Genomic DNA, 20,478 nt, shown 5'->3' with positions numbered 1-20,478 from the left:
CTGTTTTAACGTTGTTTATTTTGGCGACGCTTTAAAACTTCGAGTAATGGGCGATGATCGACCCATGTATCAAGATCTACGTCTTTTTCAAGGAAGCCATGTAACCAAAGAAAATCTTTTTGTTGTTTTAAAAGCTCAAGGCGCTCTTCACTTAATGAAGGATGTAAAGATTTATGGAAATTATTACGATACGCTGTAGCCACACTTTCAGCACCCGCAATGGTTTCATCTTGTAGAATAACCAGCACTTCATCTAAATGATCTTCTGCCCAGTCTGCGGTATCAAAAAGCTCTTCCAGAAAATCCACGACGACATCAAAGTGATGTTCCAATAAATCTTCATGTACCGTGATAGGGCGAGGTGTCCCGTTGTTCACACGTGAAGTCACATCTGCAAATTGATCTAAATCGATACCGACTTTTAAACCACGTTTGGTGGCAGCCTCAACAGCCGATGCCCCTTTGACATACACGGCATCCACCTCACCTGTAATCAAGGCATCAAGGCCTGACCAATAGGCACTGGCATCGCGATCTTGTTTCGATTCAGCTCGCTCAGGAACTTCAATAAAATAAACATCACGAAAACTTAAATTTGCAAGTTGTAAAGCCCCTCGAATACCTTGCAATGACATGGCTCTAAAAATACTGCCTGCACGTTTATCGGCATATTCAGGTAAAGCCACTTTGGCATTTTTTAAGTCTTCAGGTTGACGAATTGCTGAATCAGGTCGAACAATAATCACTTGCCATTCATCAATCCAAGTTAATCCAATCAGACGACTTGGGGCACCTTCTGAACGTGCAGCCAAAGCAGGTACATTGCCACCCTCACGGAATAAAGCCGGAAGCTGATGATCAAAATGATGCACAGACAAGCCTTTACGCGCATCTTGCAATACCGCAACATCAATACCATGTCGCTCAAATTTTTCGACTAAGGTGCCGCGCTTTAATGAGATTCCTGTTGCAGTGGGTACTGGACATCGTGTGACCCAAATTTCAGATAAAGTACTTTTTACAAATTCTTTAGAATTTTCTTTTTTATCGACGACAAGTGACATAGGTATTCCTTAAGATACTTCCAATTTCATATCACTTGTATTGAGCAGCTTTTATGCCAATATTTATTTTTATAATTTTCAATAGCTTATTCAAAATTCAATTTTAATAAATGTTTAGATTTCATCACTTGTTTTAGATTTAGTGTTGTTTTATCAACAGCACTTTAAGCAAGCCTGCCCTGAGACAAAAACCCCATCCGCTTTATTTTTGATTAAACAGATTTATATGATTTAAAGCGCCTCATTGAATCAACATACAGCACCATATAAAAATATAGTGCTGTATCGCTTAAATTAAAAATCGATAGAAGCCGACAGCATATAAGTTCGAGGTGCGCCCAAGGCTAAACTGGACAATTGTGGCATGCCCCAATAGGCCTTATTGGTCACGTTATTGATACTCGCAGCTAAGCTCAGTGGAAAACTTGAAACATTGGTCTTATATCTCGCCCCAACATCAAACAGTGTTCGTCCAGAAGCATGTAGTGTATTTTCCTGATTGATATATTGCTTTGAAACTGCTGTGGCATTTCCAGTCAAGGTTAAACCCTGCAACATCGAAATATCCCACTCCATGCCTAATTTCGCCTGTTGCTTGGCAACCCCAGTCGCAGTATTGCCTTGATTTTTACCACCTGCAGTTTTGGTTAATTCAGGATCAATATAGGCAACACCACCGATTACACGAAGATTCGCAATAGGTGCTCCAAAGAAGCTCCATTCAACTCCTCTATTGCGTTGCTCGCCATCAGCAGTAAAAATATTGCTGACGGGATCGGTATAGCTACTTGGTTTTTCAATTTCAAACAGACTCAAAGTGTTTGAGAATTTCCCTAAATCCATTTTAATCCCAAGCTCTTTTTGCTTTGTTTTAAAAGGCGCAAAAACTTCACCCGCATTTGCCGCAGTATACGGTGCGGTTGAGCCTTGGCTTAAGCCTTCTATATAGTTTGCATATAAGGAAATATGCGCTGTGGCTTTAAACAATATCGCAGCCCCAGGTGTGGTGGCACTTTCATCATAACGTGATGTTCGACTGCCTGTAACAATATTAAAAGCTTCACTCAGCACATTCTGTTGTCGTACACCCAAGGTCAATTGGACTTGATCTTGAGCAAAAGATAAGGTGTCCGCAATCCCATAACTGTTTAAACGAGATGCTGTTTTAGAAATATGTGGCGCATTAAAGCGAACTGGATTTCCCCAAACTGGATGATAAAGATTGGTGATCCATTCAGCCCCAGCCACGTTTCTTACCCCATAGTCATTTTGATCATGTTGGTAATACGTTGCATTGACAACCCATTGGTGACCAATAGATCCTGTATCAAATTTTCCTTTTATGCCCAGATCAGCTGATTTCTTTTCAAGATCAAAAGCCAACTGACCAATCTTGGTTTCGAGCCTGCCTTGACTGTCGAGCACGGTCGCTGACATGGCACCATTATATTTATAATCGGTTTTACTTTGTCCATAAGTGGCATAGGCCATAACTCGATCACTCAAGTCATATTCGCCACGAAGCATAGCGCCCTTATCTTTGGTTTCAACAAAAGACCAGTCTGGATTTAATAGTGTGTCTGGTTTTGGTGGTTTAGGAATCGCAACCCCTGAGAGTAAATTAATCCCACGGTTGACACCATCTACTCGATCCTCAGCTGTATAGAGATCTGCTGAAATACGTGCACTTTCACCACGCCAATCCAGACCTAAAGAAACTAAGGCTGTTTTTTTATCTTGGTCTTTAATTGCCCCTGTTCCATCACGATATACTGTATTTAAACGTACACCAAAATCTTTATTTTGACCGAAACGTCTGCCGATATCGAGATGTCCACCAAACTGTGAATCAGACATATAGGTCGCGCTAAAACGCTGCAGTGGATCATCGCCTGCACGCTTGCTGACTAAATTGACCATGCCCCCCACCGATCCTGCTGGCGGCATACCATTGAGTAATGCTGTAGGTCCTTTGAGTACCTCAATTCGTTCAAACATTTCAGGAGAGGTTCGATAAAAAGGTGTGATGCCAAACATGCCGTTCATTGACATATCACTTGTACTCGAAGCAAAGCCACGAATATAGTAGTTTTCACTCCATCCGCCACTGGCACCATTGGTAAATACAGATGGGTCGGTTTTAGCAATGACATCGGTAATATCTTTTGCCTGTTGATTTTCAATATATTGGTCTGTATAGCCAATGCTATTAAATGGCGTTTCTAAAAAGCCTTTTTCACCTAAAAAACCCAACTTATTCTGCGAAGAAATCTGCCCCGCTAAAACACTGTTTTTTTCATTCACAGCTTGTACATGGATGGTGGGTAAATTTTGCAATGCCTCGTGATCTGATGATGGCAGATCAGGTGTTTGCGCATGAATTGTTGAGATCGGAATCACCAAAGTTAATCCGAAACCCAACAACAGTTGAGCAGAAATCAAGTTTTTCAGTTTAAATTGCGGGCTTAAATCTCGGCACTGTGGTTTCAAAGCGTGCTGAAAAAGTGGATGACCATATTTCATATACAAATTTCCTTTCATTTTTTAAGCACAAGTTTCCCTATCACACTTTTTTTATTGAAAAGTATGCTGTAGTCACTTGTTCACGGTATGGGTGTTTTGGCTAGAGTTTATCTGGCTATAAATTTATCGTGTAAAGACCTAATTCATAGCTGATACCCCTTGATGACATCATCAATTAAAATATGCATGGAGGTTGGGCTTGCCGCAGTGATGTACCAAGCATCTGCATCAACAAAAACCACTTTGCCATTTTTCCATGCTTTGGTTTGGCGTAATAAAGGATTACTCATCCGCTCAGCATCAATCGTCGGACGATGTTCCATGACGGCTGTACGATCGACGATATACAAAATATCGGGATCAGCTTGTTTGATAAATTCACTAGAAATCGGTTGACCATGCAAACTTGTATCTACCACTGTACTGGCTGGTTTTACCCCGAATGCATTAAATACAAAGCCATAACGTGACTGAACCCCAAAGTTGCTAAAGGCACCATTGTTATGTAAGACCACCAAAGCTTTTTCAGGACGATTTACAGTTATTTTTCGTACTTCTGCTACTTTGGCATCCAATGCATCTACTTTTTGCGTCGCCAATTGCTGTTGATTAAAGATCTGGCCTAAAGTGATCAAATGCGCTTTAATCGCCTCAATGTGATGCTGCTGACTGTTATTGAAATTGATGTCATAGTGCACAGTCGGTGCAATTTTACTCAACGCTTGATACTGATTTGCTTGCAGTGGCGTCATTAAGATGATGTCTGGTTTGAGTGTGTAAATCCGTTCCATATTGGGCTGAACAATCGCACCTAGATCTTGAACCTTTTGATCATCTTTATACTTTTGCAAAAAATGTGGTACATAATCTTTGGGCATACCCGCAATAGGAATACTCAGTTGATCAAGAAAATCAGCTTCATTCATATCCAATACCGCAGCACGTTGTGGATGATAGGCAATGCTGGTGGTTCCTAGTTCATGTTTAACCACGATCGGGGTTGCTAACTTTTGAGCCCCTTGGTTCGCATCAGCAGCAGGTTTTTTGTCACATCCCGATAAGCTGATTGCGGCTATCATGCTCAATGCCAGATTCCAGCTGTTATTTTTCCATTTCATGTGTATTCAAGCTCCTGTTGAGTTGAAGTAGTTGCACATACAGCCTTGTTCACTGTAGGTAATTTCAAAATCAAGTTCATACAGATCATCTAATTGTTGCGCAGTAATCACCTGTTTGACTGGACCACTAAAACGCAGTTTGCCATTCTTCAACGCAACAATATGGTCAGAATAATTCGCTGCAAAATTGATGTCATGAATCACCAGAATCACGGTACGCCCCTGTTCATCACATAAACGACGTAATGCATGCATGATCTGAACAGCATGTTTCATATCAAGGTTATTTAAAGGCTCGTCCAATAAAAGCACCTCAGTCTGCTGAGCAATGGTCATCGCCAGAAAAGCCATCTGCCGTTGGCCTCCACTCAATTCATCGATATAGGCTTTACGTAATGCTTCTAAATTTAGAAATTGAATTGCCTCATCAATCACCTGATGATCGTTTGCGGTCAAAGCACCACCGCTATAAGGGAACCGCCCAAAAGACACCAGTTCTTCTACGCTCATGCGTAAGTTAAAGCTTGGAGACTGTCGTAAGGTTGCAACATATTTGGCATATTCAGCCGTTCGGATCTGGGTAATATCTTTCTGCTGAAATAAAATTTGACCTTGATCAGGGCTCGATAAATTTGCCAGCATCATCAATAAAGTCGATTTACCCGCTCCATTTGGACCAATGAGTGAAGTCACCTGCTTTTCAGGAAATTCAATATTGACATCCGAAAGCACACTTTTTCCCCCATAGGATTTATGGATATTACGCACCCTAATCATGAAACACCTCTGGCACGAACTGTCAGTACAAGAAAGTACACACCACATACCAAATTGACTAAAATACTGACTGTCGTTTTATAATTAAAAACATGCTCAACTAAAATCTGAGCGATAATAAATATGGCAATCGCCACAACACAGCCGATGGCTAAGGTAAATTTATGTTGATGTGTTCCGGCGAGTGCATAAGCAATATTGGCAATAAACACCCCCATAAATGCGGTAGGGCCAATCAAGCTGGTTGAAATTGCAACCAAGACGGCAATCAAGGCAAGATAAAATTTGACGTATTGATGATGATCAATCCCCAATGAAATTGCCTGTTCACGACCGAGCACCATCACATCCAAAACAGCATATTTTTTTCTCAGTAACCCAAGAACCATAACAACTGTCACCACTGCATAAATTAATGTTTCAGGTTGAGCACGATTAAATGAGGCATAGCTGAGTCCTTGAAATACTGAAAACTCACCGGGGCTTATTTTGAGCTGGATAAACTGAGTGACGGTACTAATCACCATAGTGAGTACTAAGCCAAATAACAGCAGTTGAAAGACATCATTGCGCACTCGGGTCAGCAACCAACGGTGCATTGCCCACGAATAAAACAGCATCAGCAAGATTGAAACAAAGAAATTTCCATTTAAACCCAGCCATGACAATCCAGAAGTGCCAAGAAAAAACAGCAACATGACCTGCCATAACAAATAGACGGCTTCATAGCCCATGATGGATGGGGTTAAAATACGATTGCCGACGATGGTCTGAAAGATAATCGAAGAAAATGCAACACATATTCCACCAAGCACGATGGTGGCGAGCCGAACCAGTCGTTGCGGAATGACATAAGCAAAATCAAATCCTGCATTTAGAAAAACAAACAATACCGCCAGCACCATTACGCCGAATACCAGCATCGATAGCTTCAACTTTGTCACGATCGAAGCCCTCTCAGAATCAATATCAGGAATAAAACCCCACCGACACCACCTGCAGTTAAACCAATCGGCACTTCAAAGGGATAAAGTACAGAACGTCCGATAAGGTCACAGACCAACAGTAAAGAAGCACCTGCCAAAGCCACAATGGGTAAGGTTTTTGCCAAGTTTTCGCCATACATCAAGGCAACCAGATTGGGAACCACCAATCCGACAAAAGGAATAGCGCCAACGGTAATCACCGTTGCTGCAACAGTGATTGCAACCAGCAACAAGCCAATTGCAGCCATCCTTACATAGCCTAGCCCCAGACTTGAGGCCATTTCCTCACCCATCCCCAGTACCGTAAAGCGATGAGCAAAAATATAGCTCAGTACCACGATGGGCAAAATGATATAAATCATTTCATAGTGGCCTTGAATGACTCTTGAAAAGTCCCCAATCAGCCAGCCTTGCATGCTCTGCAAAATATTATTGCGATAAGCATAGAACTCTGCCAATGCACTCAATATGCCGCCATACATCAAACCAATCACAGGCACTAAAACGGTATTCCTAAATTGGATACGGCGAATGATGGCGATATAAATCAGACTGGCAAGGAAACAAAAAAGCATCGCAAACAGCATTTTACTGAGTACACTTGCGGCTGGAATAAGCGTTAATGACACTAAAATTCCAAGCTTGGCGGCATCCAAACTCCCAGTTGTACCCGGTTCAACAAAACGATTTCGGACAATATGCTGTAAGATCACACCACACACTGACAAGCCCACACCCGTTAATACAATCGTGATCAAACGTGGAATCCGACTTGCACTAAGGGTGAGCCATGCATCACTGGATGCAGAAAATAAGTCTAACCATGCGATTTGCTGAGCACCGAGTAGTAAGGATGCGATGCACAACATACCAAACAGCAACAATAAAACGACAGGCATTAGGCATGCTCTCCGACCTGTACATTTTTGCCTAGTCGCCATCCTTTAACCGCCTGCCCCTGCGCTAAATAACGGGCATAATGCCCATGCAACAAGCGTAATTGTGCGGGTGTTCCCTGCTCAATCACTCGGCCTTTTTCTAATACCGCAATGTGATCTGCAGCGGCAATTGTCGAGAGTTGATGTGCGATCACCAATATTGTTTTTTGACCTCGTAAGCGATTCAGCAATTCACAAATAATCGCCTGATTTTCTGCATCTAAAGCAGCAGTTGCTTCATCCACCAAAAGAATAGGTGCGTCTTTAATCAACGCGCGAGCAATGGTAATCCGTTGTCGTTCACCGCCTGATAGTCGTACACCACCCTCTCCCACCATGCTTTCAAGACCATCAGGAAGGCGCGCTAGCATTTCTGTGATGCCCGCTTGCTGGACTGCCTGCATCACCTGATCATCGGTTGCATTGGCTTTACCCATACGAATATTCTGAGCAATCGAGCCCGAAAACAAATAGTTGTCTTGGAAGATTTGACTGATCTGTGTAGTCAGTTGTTCATAGCGTAATTGCTTGACATCCACCCCACCTAACAGCACTTGCCCTTGATTGACATCAAAAAAACGCGCCACGAGCTTGGCTAAAGTGGTTTTTCCAGAACCAGAAGCACCTATCAGCGCCATCATACTGCCTGATGGGATATATAAATCCACACCCTTTAAGACATCAGGCTCATCCTCTGTATAACGGAATTGAACATTTTTAAATTCAATCGATGCATCATTCGGGCTTTTAGAAATTTCAACTTGTGCTAATGCTTTGGCGTTAAAAATCTGTTGTATGGCTTCAAGTTGACTGCCTGCACTACGCAATACTTCGCTATAGCTTGCAACCTCAAGCAAGGTGTCAATAAATCGACAAACTAAGAGCAGTGAAACGGTAATGTTGACAATGTCTGCCAATAAGAGCTGATTTGCGCTGTGGATGTTCAGCCAAAACACCGTAACAATCAAAAATATCGCAAACACAATTTGAATGGCCCAGCTATTCAATACCGCTGATAAGGACGACATTAAAATAAGCTTTAAACCGAAATGTCGTTGCTGGTCTACGGCTTGATGAATAAATCGGGTGCTACGACCTTCACCATTAAAAGCACGTAAAACGGATTGAGCTTGCGCGAACTCCACCATACGTTGGCTTGTTTCAGCAAAACTCTGTTGGTATCGCTCATCTGTAAAACGGGCAATTTGGCTAGTCAATCTAAAGACCAGCACAATCAACGGAAGCGCAACCAATGCAATCAAGCCGAACACACCATGTATACATAACAATGCGATGACAATGACCAAAGGCGTGATCACACTGCTAATCACAGGGGTAAAAACGTGCGCTGGTAATTGCGCAACCGACATCATGCCTTGAGTGACAAGATGATTGAATTGAGTGGTATTTTGTTGGGTAAACCAACCGACAGGTAGACTTGCGGCATGATGCCCCAAACGCAAACGGGCATTTTCTAAAACAGCAATACCAACCGCAATTCCCATTTGCTCCACTACACGGCGAAGACACCAACACAGGATGATTGCAAAAAATAATAAGATCAGCCAAAGCGCCATTTGATCAAGATTAGCAAGCATCAATTGAGACAAAATCAACGCCAACATGATCAGGCTCAGGCCACAAAACACAGCATATACAACTGCCATCGCCAGATAACGGTGAAGAATAGTGACATCATCACCCAGCAATTGAGAAAAGGTTTTTAGCATGATGCTTCTCCCATTTGCGTATGAACATGCTTTTCGGTATAGGACCATAATTGGTGATATAAACCTTGCTGAGCGAACAACGCTTCATGGGTACCCTGTTCAACAATTTTTCCTTGATCAAGGACAAGAATTTGGTCAGCATTCATAATGGTATCTAAACGATGTGCAATAACTAAAAGGGTTCGACCTTGGGCAAATTTTGAAAGTGCATCCTGAATTGCAATTTCATTTTCAATATCAGCAGCAGCTGTGGCCTCGTCCAGCACCAATATCGGTGGGTCCAGTAAAATTGCTCTGGCAATACTAATCCTTTGACGTTCACCCCCTGACAACTGGGCATCTTTCCCCACAATAGATTGATAGCCTTGTGGCAACGCCATAATTCGATCATGAATATTTGCAGCCTTTGCTGCATTTTCTATTTCTTGTTGGTTGGCGTTTGGACGTCCGAGAGCAATATTGTCACGTACACTGGCATGAATGAGACGGGTATCCTGCAAAACAAATCCTATCTGTTGATAAAGTGTGGTGGTTTGAATATCGCGTAGATCTACGCCACCAAGCATGATCTTTCCTGCAACAGGATCAAAAAAGCGTAGCAACAGCTGAGCAATGGTTGACTTCCCTGCACCCGATGGACCGACAATTGCAGTGATGGTTCCAGACTTAAGTGAAAAATTAAGATCCGATAGCACTTGATGCTGCGCTGCATAGCCATAGCTGACTTGATGAAAATCAATACTGCTGTCTTTAATCTGTAACTGTGGATTCCCTTTAGCCATTGGCAATACTGGTGTATCCAATAATGCCAAAATTCGCTGTGCGGCAGCCTGACTGGCCTGTAGATCATGTAATAAGGTATGTAACAATAAAACGGGAGCACAGATGGTTGGTGTAATCAACATAAAAGGCAGTAAATTTATGGGTTTAAGCCAACCCAAAGAAATCAATAGTGTTCCACTCAGCAGTACAACACCTAATATGGTGATCGGTGAAATCATCGCATGGGCATGTGCCATAGATTTAACTAAGGGACGAGTAAATATTCGAAAAGCATCTGCAAATGAATGAACGGCCTGCTGATAGCCCTGTGAAGCCTGACCACTTTTGCCAAAGGTTTTGACGACGGGTATCGCATGGATAAATTCAACAGCGGCACTATTGATCTGACCCAGCTGATTGGCAAATTGCTGAATATTATTTCCACTGGCACGCATGGCTTTGCGTAAAAATATGACAAAGCCTAAAAATGGCAATAATGCTAAAATTGCCATGCGCCAGTCCATCATCAATAGAAAAATTACAGCAACACTAATTGTGCCGAATGCACGTCCAACAGCGGGATAAAAATGTGCAGTTAAACTATGCAGTAGACCAATGTCATCCTGCATGATTTGTTTAACTTCTCCCGAACTTCTGCCTGTAAACCATCCCAGAGGAACTTGGGTCAGATGCTGGGTTATATTGCTTTGCAATTGCCCAGTAATTTCATGATCCGCCAAATGCGCGATTAACTCACTGACGGTCAACAAAAGCATGCCGAGCAACAAACACCCAATACTGAGTAACATCATCCATAGGATTTTATCGTCACCCTGTTGTGATCCACCGAGTGTAGTTACTTCGGTAAATATAGTACTGATCACCCATGTAATCGCGATCAAAGGCACCAAGGTGAGCATTGAACCAACCGCTGCCGTGACCGAAGCCAAAATTAATTTGAGTCGAATTGGATGCAATATAAAATTCAATGGATTTGAATACTGAGCCTGAACTTCTTTTACATGACTTGCACACATAACAGTAAAAATCCTGTGTCTGATCGTTCATATCCATCCGCTTTTGGTCAGTTGATTCTGACTAAAACTCCGCTAGACATGCCATCAAACAATAATGAGAATTAATATCAATAGAGTTAGTTGCATTGTAGTAAACTAATTAAGCAAAGTAAACGATTTGACCCTCATCCATTCACATGGCAACATTAAAAAATTAATTTTTACGGAATAAATATGTCTTCTCTGAGCAAACCGTCTTCTCGCGGTCGCCCACGTACCATCACCCATGAACGCATCATGAATGCTGGGATTGAGATCGGTTTATTGAACCTTACATTTGTTGGCGTTGCAGCTGCACTTGGGGTCAGTCATATGGCGTTATACAAACATATTGCCAGTTTAGAAGACCTCAAATATTTGATTGCAGAAGAAATTTTTATTCGTTGGGAAATACCGCAACCTTTAGAAAAAAATCCGATTCCATTAAAACAATATCTGTTTGAATTTATGCATTCAATTCGAGAACTGGTGAAGTCCAACCCCGGCTTTACCCCCTATTTAATTCGTCGCATGGCATCTACACCTTCGATGATTACCAAAATTAAAAAACATCATCATCAAGTTGCGGCGGCTTATTCTCTTTCTGAAAAGCAGGCGGGTTGGTTAAATGCAACCATTGCATTTCACTGTATCGCGGTTGCAGATACGATTTATTCTGTGGCGGGTAAAGAACCGATTAAAGACACCCAACGTGCCGCTGAAGAAGCAGAAATGGAGGCGGAATTTATCCAGAGTATGGAGGCATTAATCATTGGGGCACTAACCATGATCAATGAAAGAGATGATTTAAAATAACCAGATATAAAACTTTATTGAATCAGGCTGTCTTTAACAGCTGATTCGCTAAGATCATTGCGTAATGGCTAAGTATATCTAAACCAAGCATAGACCCAAGTTTAAACTTATCTATAAAAGCTTTTTTGCAGCTAAACCTCAAGACTTGCTTGAATAACTCTTGGCTTGGATTACTCAATTTAAAGATTTTAAACCAAGATCTCTATTTCACTTCATCTAAAACCTGTTATTGGTTATTGATCAATGATTGTGATGCCTCCCACAAACTATTCATCAACCAATAACAAGCCTCATCGAGTTGTATGGTTTCTAAGGATGCACAATAATCTTGACCGCAGATTCGTTGTTATGAATCAAGGTTTCAAAGCCTTGTGAAACCAAATCATCTAAAGCAATTCTTTGGGTAATAAAAGGTTCTAAATTAATTTTACCTTGCTCAACCAAGCGAATGGTTTCTTGATGGTCATTGACATAGGCAATCGTGCCGCGAATATCCAGCTCTTTCATCACCACACTATGTACATTAATCGTTGCAGGATGACTCCAGATCGAAACTATCACTACCACACCTGTCGGTTTCATGGCTGCCACCAGTGTATCCATGACCTTATTGACACTACTGCATTCAAAAGCCACATCTACCCCACGGTCTTGGGTGATTTTCATTACTTCAGCTACAACATCCACTTGAGACGGATCTAGCACATAGTCAGCAACACCCGCTTCTAAGGCTTTTTCTTTACGTTTTGCACTGAGCTCAGTAATGATGACGGTTAAGCCTTTGGCTTTTAAAATTGCAGACAATAACAATCCAATTGGGCCCGCTCCACCGACCAAAGCAATATCACCTGACTGTGCTCCACTTCTTACAAAGGCATGATGTCCGACAGATAAAGGTTCAATCAATGCGGCTTGATCCAAGGGAATTTGGTCAGAAATGAGATGTACCCAACGGCGTTGTACCGCAATTTTTTCAGATAGCCCACCACCGCGACCACCTAGACCAATAAAATTCATATTTTTTGACAAGTGATAATTGTCATGTGGTCCAGTCGGAACATCATCAGCAATGATATAAGGCTCAACCACAACATGTTGCCCCACCTGAATATCATCCACGCCATCCCCTACAGCGTACACCACACCTGAAAACTCATGCCCCATGGTCACGGGTGCAGCTTCACCCGAAATCGGGTGCGGATGACCACACGGAGGAATAAAAATTGGACCATCGATAAATTCATGTAAATCTGTGCCACAAATACCACACCATGCGACTTGGATTCCAACAGTTCCTGGTTGTACCTGTGGTTCTGGAATATCCTCAATACGGATATCCCCTTTATCATAAAAACGAGCTGCTTTCATTGATGCATTCCTCATTCCAGTATTAACGATAAACCATCCCGCCATCGGTCAAAATTGACTGTCCAGTAATATAGTCGGCATCCTCACTGGCTAGAAAAGCAACCAATGCGGCAACATCATTTGGGGTTTCGGCACGTCCTAAAGCAATTCCATCCACATATTTCTGATAAGTTTCACCAACAGGTGCACCTGTGATATCAGCAAAACGTTGATCTATCTCGACCCACATATCTGTACCAACTACACCAGGACAGTAACTATTTACCGTGATACCAGCACTGGCATATTCTTTTGCTGCGGTTTGAGTCAAGGCACGAACGGCAAATTTAGTGGCTGAATAGACACCAAGCAAGGCAAAACCTTCATGCCCAGCAATCGAACATGCATTGATGATTTTGCCAGCATGTTGGCGCTGTTTAAATTTATCGGCGGCGGCCTGAATTCCCCACAGCACACCACCCACATTGATATTCATAATCCGATTAAATTCATCTGGACTCACCTCCGCCAAGGCTTGGACTTGGGCAATCCCTGCATTATTAATGATGATATCAAAGCCATTTAATGTCGATTCTGCATGATCAATCGCACTGCTGATTTGTACAGGATCAGCAACATCTGCAATAAATGTGGTGGCTTTTACCCCAAATGCTTGAATCTCTTGCTGAACAGCAGTTAACTTTTCTTGGTGAAGATCAACCAAGGCAATATGTACGCCCTCTTGTGCCAAGCGTAAAGCAATACCGCGTCCTATGCCCTGTGCGGCACCAGTAATTAATGCGACTTTATTGTTTAGACCTCTAGGCATGTTGCGACTCCTTAAATATGGATTGCACGTTGCATTGCCGATAGAACCGACTCATGCATCGCCTCAGATAACGTAGGATGTGGGAAAATAACCTGTGCTAGGCTTTCATCAGTGGCTTCTAAATATTTAGCGATGGCAAAGCCCTGAATATGTTCAGTGACCTCATGACCCACCATGTGTGCCCCCAACAATTCCCCTGTTTCTTGATTAAAAATAGTTTTTACAAATCCTGTGGTCTCGCCTAAAGCCAAAGCTTTACCATTGGCTTGTAAAGGGAACTTACCCACATTGATTGTAAAACCTGCTGCTTTGGCTTTTTGCTCGCTTAGCCCAATACTTGCAACCTGCGGATGGGTAAAAATACACCCTGGAATTTGGCTACGATCTAAAACATGTACATGCGTCAGTCCAGCAATTTTCTCCACACATAAAATTGCTTCATGACTGGCTTTATGTGCCAAGCATGGCGCACCTGCGACATCACCAATGGCATACACTCCAACCACATTGGTCTTACACCACGGATCAACTTTGATAAAACCATGCTCAAACTCAATACCCAATGTTTCTAAACCCAGATTTTGAGTATTGGGTTGCACACCGATTGCGGAAAGGACTTTTTCAACAGTGATGGTTTGTACACCTGTTGCAGTTTCAACATGACAATGTACTTGGCCCTTGTCGATTTCGATGTTTTGTACAGCGGCTTCAGTCAAAACCGTCATGCCATGCTGTTCAAATTGCTTTTGCACATATTTGGCAACGTCAAGGTCTTCACTGGGTAGGATCTGTTTGGCAATATCAACCAAGGTGACTTGACAGCCTAAGTCCTGATATAAACTGGCAAACTCACTGCCAATGGCCCCTGAACCAATCACAAGAAGTGATTTCGGCAATTGTTCTGGGACTAAAGCCTCTTTATAACTCCAGACATGCTGTCCATCGACAGGAACATGCGCTAAATTGGCGGCTCTAGCACCCGTTGCCACAATAATATGCGGTGCAGAAATCTGTTGTTTTTGACCCTTTGTATCAGTCAGTTCTAAGCGTTCTTTCGCGATAAATTGAGCGCTTGCATTAAAAACAGTAACTTGATTCTTTTTCAGTAATTGCCCAATCCCTTGTACCAACTGTTCTGACACCTGACGGCTATGACGTACCAGTTGTTGGATATCAAAATCAATCACCCCCAAAGAAAAACCAAACTGTTGTGAATGTTTAAATTGCTGTGCAAGCGCCGCGCCACTCAATAAAGCTTTGGTTGGAATACAGCCCCAATTTAGGCAAATGCCACCCAAATGCTGTTCTTCAACAATCGCTGTTTTTAAGCCCAGTTGGGCTGCACGAATCGCAGCCACATAGCCACCTGGACCAGCGCCTATCACAATAAGATCAAATTGTGTGTCTGACATGCTCATGCTCCTACACCAAAATCAATGCAGGATTTTCAACAAACTGCTTAAATGCTGCCAAGAACTGTGCGCCTAACGCACCATCAATCACCCGATGATCACAAGACAAGGTTGCGGTCACCATCTGTCGAATCACGATGCTCTCATTTTCAACAATTGCCCGTTTTTCTGCTGCACCTAAAGCTAAAATCGCACCTTGGGGTGGATTAATAATCGCGTCAAACTGTTGAACGCCGAGCATACCTAAATTCGAAATACTGAAACTGCCGCCCTGAAATTCATCAGGCGCCAATTTGCCGGTTTTGGCACGTGTTGCAAGATCACGCATATCATTGGAAATTTGTGCCAAAGACTTGGTATTGGCAGCTTTAATGATTGGAGTGATAAGGCCATTCTCAATCGCTACAGCAACAGCGATATCCGCCTGATCAAACTGCAAAATCTGCTGATTCTCTTCATCAAACTGAACATTGACCTGCGGCACTTTGATCAATGCAGCTGCTGCCGCTTTAATCAGCATGTCATTGATTGACAATTTCACTTGCGGCACAGTGGCATTAATTTGCTGACGTAATCCCTGAATGGCATCTACATTTAAATTTACTGTTAAACGGAAGTGTGGTGCATTACGTTTTGCTGTCTGTAAGCGTGAAGCAATGGCTTTACGCATACCATTCATCGCAATGGTGGTTACCTTGGCAGTTTCTGTCAGCGTTACATCAGCGCTGTTTTGGGCAGGTGCAGGGTTTTCACGCTGATAAACTGCTTCAACATCTTCCTTACAAATACGCCCTCTGGAGCCTGAGGCACGGCAGTCATGTAAATTAATGCCCCATTGTTTGGCTAAACGACGTGCAACTGGTGTTGCCAACACTTGGCTATCATCTGCCTTAGATTTCGCCACTTTACCACTCGGTTGCTGTCGAATATCGGGCCATGATCCACCCGCAGCTTGAACTGCGGTTTGAATGTCTTGCACACTGATACGACCTTCACGCCCTGAGCCTGAAACCAGCGCCAAATTCACTTGATGCTTTTCAGCCAATTTCAAGGCATGCGGTGTTGCAAAAATATCCTCAACATGTTGGTAACCTTGTAATGCCGCAGGAATTACATAGCCATTTTGGGCAACAGCTTTTGATAGCTGCTCAGTACGATTCTGTTTAGGCACAGCTTGTGTCTTGGTTTCAGGCTGAGTCGCTGTCAGCTTTTCAGTAACCACTTCAACAGCTTTGCTTTCATTAACAATATGTGCACCAGCCAAAGATTGAGCAAAGGCATCAATTTCAGCATCAGAAACTTGCGCATCTGCACAAATTGCAATGATCCCACCAACCACTAAAGTATCGCCATTATTGGCAGTGATTTTACGCAAGGTACTATCAAACGGTGCTTCAAGGACATTGACGATTTTTGTGGTTTCAATTTCACAAATTTCTTGTCCTTTACTAAACTGCTCACCTTCTTGAATCAACCATTGGGCAATGGTGCCCTCTTCCATCGACAAACCCCATTTTGGGATTTCTAAAGTTTTAATTTCGCTCATCCTAAGCCTCCAACGTTTTACGTACAGCCTGTTCGATACGTTCTACACTTGGTAGCCATTGTTTTTCTAATACGGGTGAAAATGGCACAGGTGAATGCGGTGGTGTCACCAGTTCAATGGGTGCTTTGAGATAATGAAAGCCTTTTTGTGCAATCAATGCAGCCACATCATGCCCAAAACCACAACGGGCAGCAGACTCATCAACAATCACCACACGCCCTGTTGACGCAACAGACTCTAAAATGCCTTCTTCATCCAGTGGAGAAATCGTTCTTGGATCGACAACTTCTACAGAAATCCCCTCCTTGGCAAGCTTATCCGCGACTTCATTGGCACGATGCACCATTAAACTTAGCGCAATAATCGTGACATCGGTTCCTTCACGGGTGTAATTTGCTACACCAAAAGGGATGGTATATGGTTCATCCGGAACTTCACCTTTGATGTCATAAAGCAATTTATGTTCACAAAAAACCACGGGATCATCATCACGGATGGCTTGGATCAATAAGCCTTTTACATCATACGCACTAGATGGCACCACGACTTTTAAACCAGGTACAGCAGCAAACACGTTATACGGGGATTGTGAATGTTGTGCGGCAGCAGAAAAGCCTGCGCCGATCATGCCTCGAACCACCAGAGGCGCTTTGGCTTTTCCACCAAACATATAACGAAATTTGGCCGCTTGGTTATACAACATGTCATGACATACGCCATAGAAGTCCATAAACATCAGGTCAGCCACAGGTCGTAAACCTGTTGCAGCAGCCCCTGCTGCCATTCCAATAATTGCAGATTCAGTAATCGGCGTATCGATCACACGCTCTGAACCAAACTCTGTCCATAGCCCTTTGGTGACACCAAGTACGCCCCCAAAGCCTTCGAGTTTATTGTCATCCGTATTTTTACCGCCATGCCCGCCACGGACATCTTCACCGACAACAATCACACTTGGGTCACGGCGCATTTCTGATTCAATCGCTTCTTTAATCGCGTTTCGATAACTTTTATTTGGCATTGCTTTACTATTCCTTTAGTAAGAGACATAAACGTCGGTAAGAAGTTGAGAAAGTTCTGGATAATTGGCAGCACGTGCTTTTGCGACAGCAGCATCTACATTGGCTTTTGATTCAACATCAATTGCATCCAGCGTGGCTTCAGCAATCTTGCCTTTGACTTTTTCACGGAAAATTTTCAATGGATCTTTATGCTCTTTGACATAATCGAGTTCTTCTTTTGAACGAATCAGTCCTGGGTCACCTTCAAAGTGTCCATAAAAACGATTGGTAATGGTTTCAATCACACTTGGACCTTCGCCACGCCGTGCACGTTCAATAGCTTTTTGGGCGACCTCATACACAGCAAAGAAATCTGTCCCATCTACTTTTTCAGCAGGCATACCAAAAGCCGCAGCACGACCAGCAATATCTTTACTTCCGACTGCATAATCATGTGCAGTACCTTCACCAAAACCATTATTTTCAAAAACAAAAATCACTGGGAGTTTTAAAACCACAGCCATATTCATGGCTTCAAAGGTCAAACCTTGGTTAGAACCACCATCCCCAGTAAATGACAAGCCAATTCCACCCGTCTTTAAAGTTTTTGCGGTTAACGCAGCTCCAATTGCCAAAGGCGGCCCACCACCAACAATACCATTGGCTCCCAACATGCCTTTGTCTAGATCAGCAATATGCATTGAACCGCCTTTGCCACGGCACAAACCATCGTCTTTACCAAAAATTTCCAACATCATGCCGTGAATATCACATCCTTTGGCAATGCAGTGACCGTGACCACGATGGGTTGAGGTAATAAAATCTTTGTCGGTCAAATTTTCACAAATTCCAACGGCTACCCCTTCTTCACCACTGTAAAGATGGATAAATCCGGGAATATCACCTGTATTATTTTCATCGTGAAGTCGATCCTCAAACTCACGAATATCTCGCATCCGTCTGTATGCTGCTAGCAATTGCTCTTCCGTTAATTGCATATACTTATTCCTTCATGCTCACAGTTAAAAGTAAAAACCATATATTTAAAACAAATACTGGTATTTAAAACCCGTATATTTATATAAAATTATTTCATTAAAAATTAATATTAGACTAAAAAAATATTTCTTTATAAAACACAATAAAAATATTAAAAACAGCACTTTATAAAGCAAAAAATATTTGTAAATTTTTATAATTTTCAAAAACTTAAAAAATCAAACCTTTAACCAACCTTTATTTTATAATATTAATATTTTGCACTCTTTTATTATATTGATAAATATTTTAAATATATTTGACATCATAGATAAAAATGTCATTTTATATTAAATTATTTTATTTAATGGACTATTTAAAATGGATTTAAAAGTTTCAGTCACCACGGGACAAAAACTACGTGGTGCAGATAAATTGGCACGTATTCCAGTAAAAATTATCAGTACAGAACAGATCCCACAAAAGCCTGAATGGATTCGCGCCAAGATCAGCCAGCCTGAAGAAGTGCAACGTATTAAAAATTTATTACGTCAACAAAAACTACATACCGTATGTGAAGAAGCCGCGTGCCCCAATTTGCCACAATGCTTTGGTGGTGGAACAGCGACCTTTATGATTATGGGAGATATTTGTACCCGTCGATGCCCATTTTGTGATGTGGCCCATGGACGTCCAAATATTTTAGATGCTGATGAACCGAAACATTTAGCAGAAACCGTTAAAAATCTAAATTTAAACTATGTGGTGATTACCTCAGTAGACCGTGATGATCTTATTGACGGTGGAGCACAACACTTTGCTGCATGTATTCGAGAAATCCGTAAAAGTAGCCCAGATACGCTAATTGAGATTTTAGTCCCTGATTTTCGGGGCAGATTAGAAGTTGCCCTCAACATTCTGAGCGAAACCCCGCCAGATGTATTTAATCATAATATTGAAACGGTCCCTCGTTTGTACCGTGCAATGCGTCCAGGTTCAGATTATCAACATTCCTTGGAACTGTTAAAACGGTTTAAGCATTTACGTCCAGACATCGCAACGAAATGTGGCTTGATGGTGGGATTGGGTGAAGTCGAAGCAGAAGTTATTGTGTTGCTGAATGACCTCAGTGACTATCAGGTGGACTATGTCACCATTGGTCAATACTTACAGCCGTCTAAATCTCATGCCCCAATACATCGTTTTGTTTCATTGAAAGAGTTTGAACATTATCAAGCACATGGTGAGTTATTAGGGTTTAAAAATATATGGAGTGCGCCAATGGTTCGTTCCAGCTATTTTGCTGATCGTCAATACAAGGGCGAGCCTGTACCCAAGCCGTTTACACGTGAAAACATTGTCACAGAAATTTAGGATGATTGAGTGTTAAAGTGAATATGGACGCCTAAACATTAAACAATGAGTACTAAAAAGATCACACTGTCTTTTTATTGGTAACTTTATTTAACATTTGTGAGCAGAAAACTCATTTCAAAGCGAAACATTAACTTCTAAAGTGAAATAAATGAATTAATAAAGATGATTATTTTCGGAACACTATTTGTTTGAATATAGCTTAAAATCTGGTGTGATCAT

16 protein-coding genes are annotated in these 20,478 nt (G+C 42.1%); 2 read left to right on the top strand and 14 right to left on the bottom strand.

All coding sequences use genetic code 11. The features are described from left to right. Positions 1–5: 5 nt before the first annotated feature. The 8 genes from FHR28_RS04130 to FHR28_RS04095 form a co-directional block, all read right to left on the bottom strand. Positions 6–1,064 carry an ABC transporter substrate-binding protein gene (locus FHR28_RS04130; protein ID WP_105713528.1) on the bottom strand — a complete coding sequence of 353 codons (1,059 nt, stop codon included), beginning with the start codon at positions 1,062–1,064 and terminating at the stop codon, positions 6–8. 294 nt (positions 1,065–1,358) lie between these two features. Next, positions 1,359–3,587 (bottom strand): TonB-dependent receptor, encoded by a 2,229-nt coding sequence (locus FHR28_RS04125; RefSeq protein WP_105713527.1) that lies wholly within the window; start codon positions 3,585–3,587, stop codon positions 1,359–1,361. 143 nt (positions 3,588–3,730) lie between these two features. Further along, on the bottom strand, positions 3,731–4,705 hold the full coding sequence (locus FHR28_RS04120; RefSeq protein WP_105713526.1) for a siderophore ABC transporter substrate-binding protein: 975 nt from the start codon (positions 4,703–4,705) through the stop codon (positions 3,731–3,733). Between the two features lie 6 nt (positions 4,706–4,711). Beyond that, the gene (locus FHR28_RS04115; protein WP_056513049.1) at positions 4,712–5,482 is read right to left on the bottom strand and encodes an ABC transporter ATP-binding protein; all 771 of its coding nucleotides are present in this window, start codon (positions 5,480–5,482) and stop codon (positions 4,712–4,714) included. Further along, complete coding sequence (locus FHR28_RS04110) at positions 5,479–6,405, bottom strand: iron chelate uptake ABC transporter family permease subunit (protein WP_166782760.1); 927 nt, start codon at positions 6,403–6,405, stop codon at positions 5,479–5,481. Before FHR28_RS04110 ends, FHR28_RS04115 begins: the two co-directional genes overlap by 4 nt. Positions 6,406–6,422: 17 nt before the next feature. Continuing rightward, a complete protein-coding gene (locus tag FHR28_RS04105) occupies positions 6,423–7,367 on the bottom strand; it encodes an ABC transporter permease (RefSeq protein ID WP_105713524.1) in 945 nt (314 codons plus the stop codon). Next, positions 7,367–9,136, bottom strand: a complete 1,770-nt coding sequence (locus tag FHR28_RS04100) for an ABC transporter ATP-binding protein (protein ID WP_166781994.1) — start codon at positions 9,134–9,136, stop codon at positions 7,367–7,369. Before FHR28_RS04100 ends, FHR28_RS04105 begins: the two co-directional genes overlap by 1 nt. Then, complete coding sequence (locus FHR28_RS04095; RefSeq protein WP_166781993.1) at positions 9,130–10,935, bottom strand: ABC transporter ATP-binding protein; 1,806 nt, start codon at positions 10,933–10,935, stop codon at positions 9,130–9,132. Before FHR28_RS04095 ends, FHR28_RS04100 begins: the two co-directional genes overlap by 7 nt. 213 nt (positions 10,936–11,148) lie before the next feature. Here FHR28_RS04095 and FHR28_RS04090 point away from each other — a divergent pair, with 213 nt between their 5' ends. Next, positions 11,149–11,769 carry a TetR/AcrR family transcriptional regulator gene (locus FHR28_RS04090; RefSeq protein ID WP_004717549.1) on the top strand — a complete coding sequence of 207 codons (621 nt, stop codon included), beginning with the start codon at positions 11,149–11,151 and terminating at the stop codon, positions 11,767–11,769. Between the two features lie 309 nt (positions 11,770–12,078). On the opposite strand, the gene FHR28_RS04085 is transcribed toward FHR28_RS04090, so the two are convergent. Genes FHR28_RS04085 through FHR28_RS04060 form a run of 6 tightly spaced genes read right to left on the bottom strand, consistent with a single transcriptional unit; the run spans position 12,079 to position 18,902 of the window. Next, positions 12,079–13,137, bottom strand: coding sequence for a 2,3-butanediol dehydrogenase (locus FHR28_RS04085; RefSeq protein WP_166781992.1), 1,059 nt, complete (start codon positions 13,135–13,137; stop codon positions 12,079–12,081). Between the two features lie 22 nt (positions 13,138–13,159). Continuing rightward, a complete protein-coding gene (locus FHR28_RS04080; RefSeq protein ID WP_004717552.1) occupies positions 13,160–13,945 on the bottom strand; it encodes an acetoin reductase in 786 nt (261 codons plus the stop codon). An 11-nt stretch (positions 13,946–13,956) separates the two neighbouring features. Continuing rightward, entirely contained in the window at positions 13,957–15,357 is a 1,401-nt protein-coding gene (gene lpdA / locus FHR28_RS04075) for a dihydrolipoyl dehydrogenase (RefSeq protein WP_151956386.1), read from the bottom strand. A gap of 10 nt (positions 15,358–15,367) precedes the next feature. Further along, on the bottom strand, positions 15,368–16,903 hold the full coding sequence (locus FHR28_RS04070) for a 2-oxo acid dehydrogenase subunit E2 (protein ID WP_166781991.1): 1,536 nt from the start codon (positions 16,901–16,903) through the stop codon (positions 15,368–15,370). A 1-nt stretch (position 16,904) separates the two neighbouring features. Next, positions 16,905–17,924, bottom strand: coding sequence for an alpha-ketoacid dehydrogenase subunit beta (locus FHR28_RS04065; RefSeq protein WP_004717558.1), 1,020 nt, complete (start codon positions 17,922–17,924; stop codon positions 16,905–16,907). A 15-nt stretch (positions 17,925–17,939) separates the two neighbouring features. Beyond that, positions 17,940–18,902: a thiamine pyrophosphate-dependent dehydrogenase E1 component subunit alpha gene (locus FHR28_RS04060; RefSeq protein WP_166781990.1), complete on the bottom strand. Its 963-nt coding sequence runs from the start codon at positions 18,900–18,902 to the stop codon at positions 17,940–17,942. Between the two features lie 361 nt (positions 18,903–19,263). Here FHR28_RS04060 and lipA point away from each other — a divergent pair, with 361 nt between their 5' ends. Beyond that, positions 19,264–20,256, top strand: a complete 993-nt coding sequence (gene lipA, locus FHR28_RS04055) for a lipoyl synthase (RefSeq protein WP_056513092.1) — start codon at positions 19,264–19,266, stop codon at positions 20,254–20,256. Positions 20,257–20,478 lie beyond the last annotated feature (222 nt).

It is taken from the genome of Acinetobacter sp. BIGb0196, assembly GCF_011759595.1.
GTDB classification, from domain to species: Bacteria; Pseudomonadota; Gammaproteobacteria; order Pseudomonadales; family Moraxellaceae; genus Acinetobacter; species Acinetobacter guillouiae.
This window is presented reverse-complemented; position numbering and strand designations above follow the sequence as displayed.

Coding starts and splice junctions, on each gene's coding strand:
- FHR28_RS04130 (WP_105713528.1), bottom strand. CDS start 1,064: ATGTCACTTGTCGTCGATAAAAAAGAAAATTCTAAAGAATTTGTAAAA.
- FHR28_RS04125 (WP_105713527.1), bottom strand. CDS start 3,587: ATGAAATATGGTCATCCACTTTTTCAGCACGCTTTGAAACCACAGTGC.
- FHR28_RS04120 (WP_105713526.1), bottom strand. CDS start 4,705: ATGAAATGGAAAAATAACAGCTGGAATCTGGCATTGAGCATGATAGCC.
- FHR28_RS04115 (WP_056513049.1), bottom strand. CDS start 5,482: ATGATTAGGGTGCGTAATATCCATAAATCCTATGGGGGAAAAAGTGTG.
- FHR28_RS04110 (WP_166782760.1), bottom strand. CDS start 6,405: ATGCTGGTATTCGGCGTAATGGTGCTGGCGGTATTGTTTGTTTTTCTA.
- FHR28_RS04105 (WP_105713524.1), bottom strand. CDS start 7,367: ATGCCTGTCGTTTTATTGTTGCTGTTTGGTATGTTGTGCATCGCATCC.
- FHR28_RS04100 (WP_166781994.1), bottom strand. CDS start 9,136: ATGCTAAAAACCTTTTCTCAATTGCTGGGTGATGATGTCACTATTCTT.
- FHR28_RS04095 (WP_166781993.1), bottom strand. CDS start 10,935: ATGTGTGCAAGTCATGTAAAAGAAGTTCAGGCTCAGTATTCAAATCCA.
- FHR28_RS04090 (WP_004717549.1), top strand. CDS start 11,149: ATGTCTTCTCTGAGCAAACCGTCTTCTCGCGGTCGCCCACGTACCATC.
- FHR28_RS04085 (WP_166781992.1), bottom strand. CDS start 13,137: ATGAAAGCAGCTCGTTTTTATGATAAAGGGGATATCCGTATTGAGGAT.
- FHR28_RS04080 (WP_004717552.1), bottom strand. CDS start 13,945: ATGCCTAGAGGTCTAAACAATAAAGTCGCATTAATTACTGGTGCCGCA.
- lpdA (WP_151956386.1), bottom strand. CDS start 15,357: ATGTCAGACACACAATTTGATCTTATTGTGATAGGCGCTGGTCCAGGT.
- FHR28_RS04070 (WP_166781991.1), bottom strand. CDS start 16,903: ATGAGCGAAATTAAAACTTTAGAAATCCCAAAATGGGGTTTGTCGATG.
- FHR28_RS04065 (WP_004717558.1), bottom strand. CDS start 17,924: ATGCCAAATAAAAGTTATCGAAACGCGATTAAAGAAGCGATTGAATCA.
- FHR28_RS04060 (WP_166781990.1), bottom strand. CDS start 18,902: ATGCAATTAACGGAAGAGCAATTGCTAGCAGCATACAGACGGATGCGA.
- lipA (WP_056513092.1), top strand. CDS start 19,264: ATGGATTTAAAAGTTTCAGTCACCACGGGACAAAAACTACGTGGTGCA.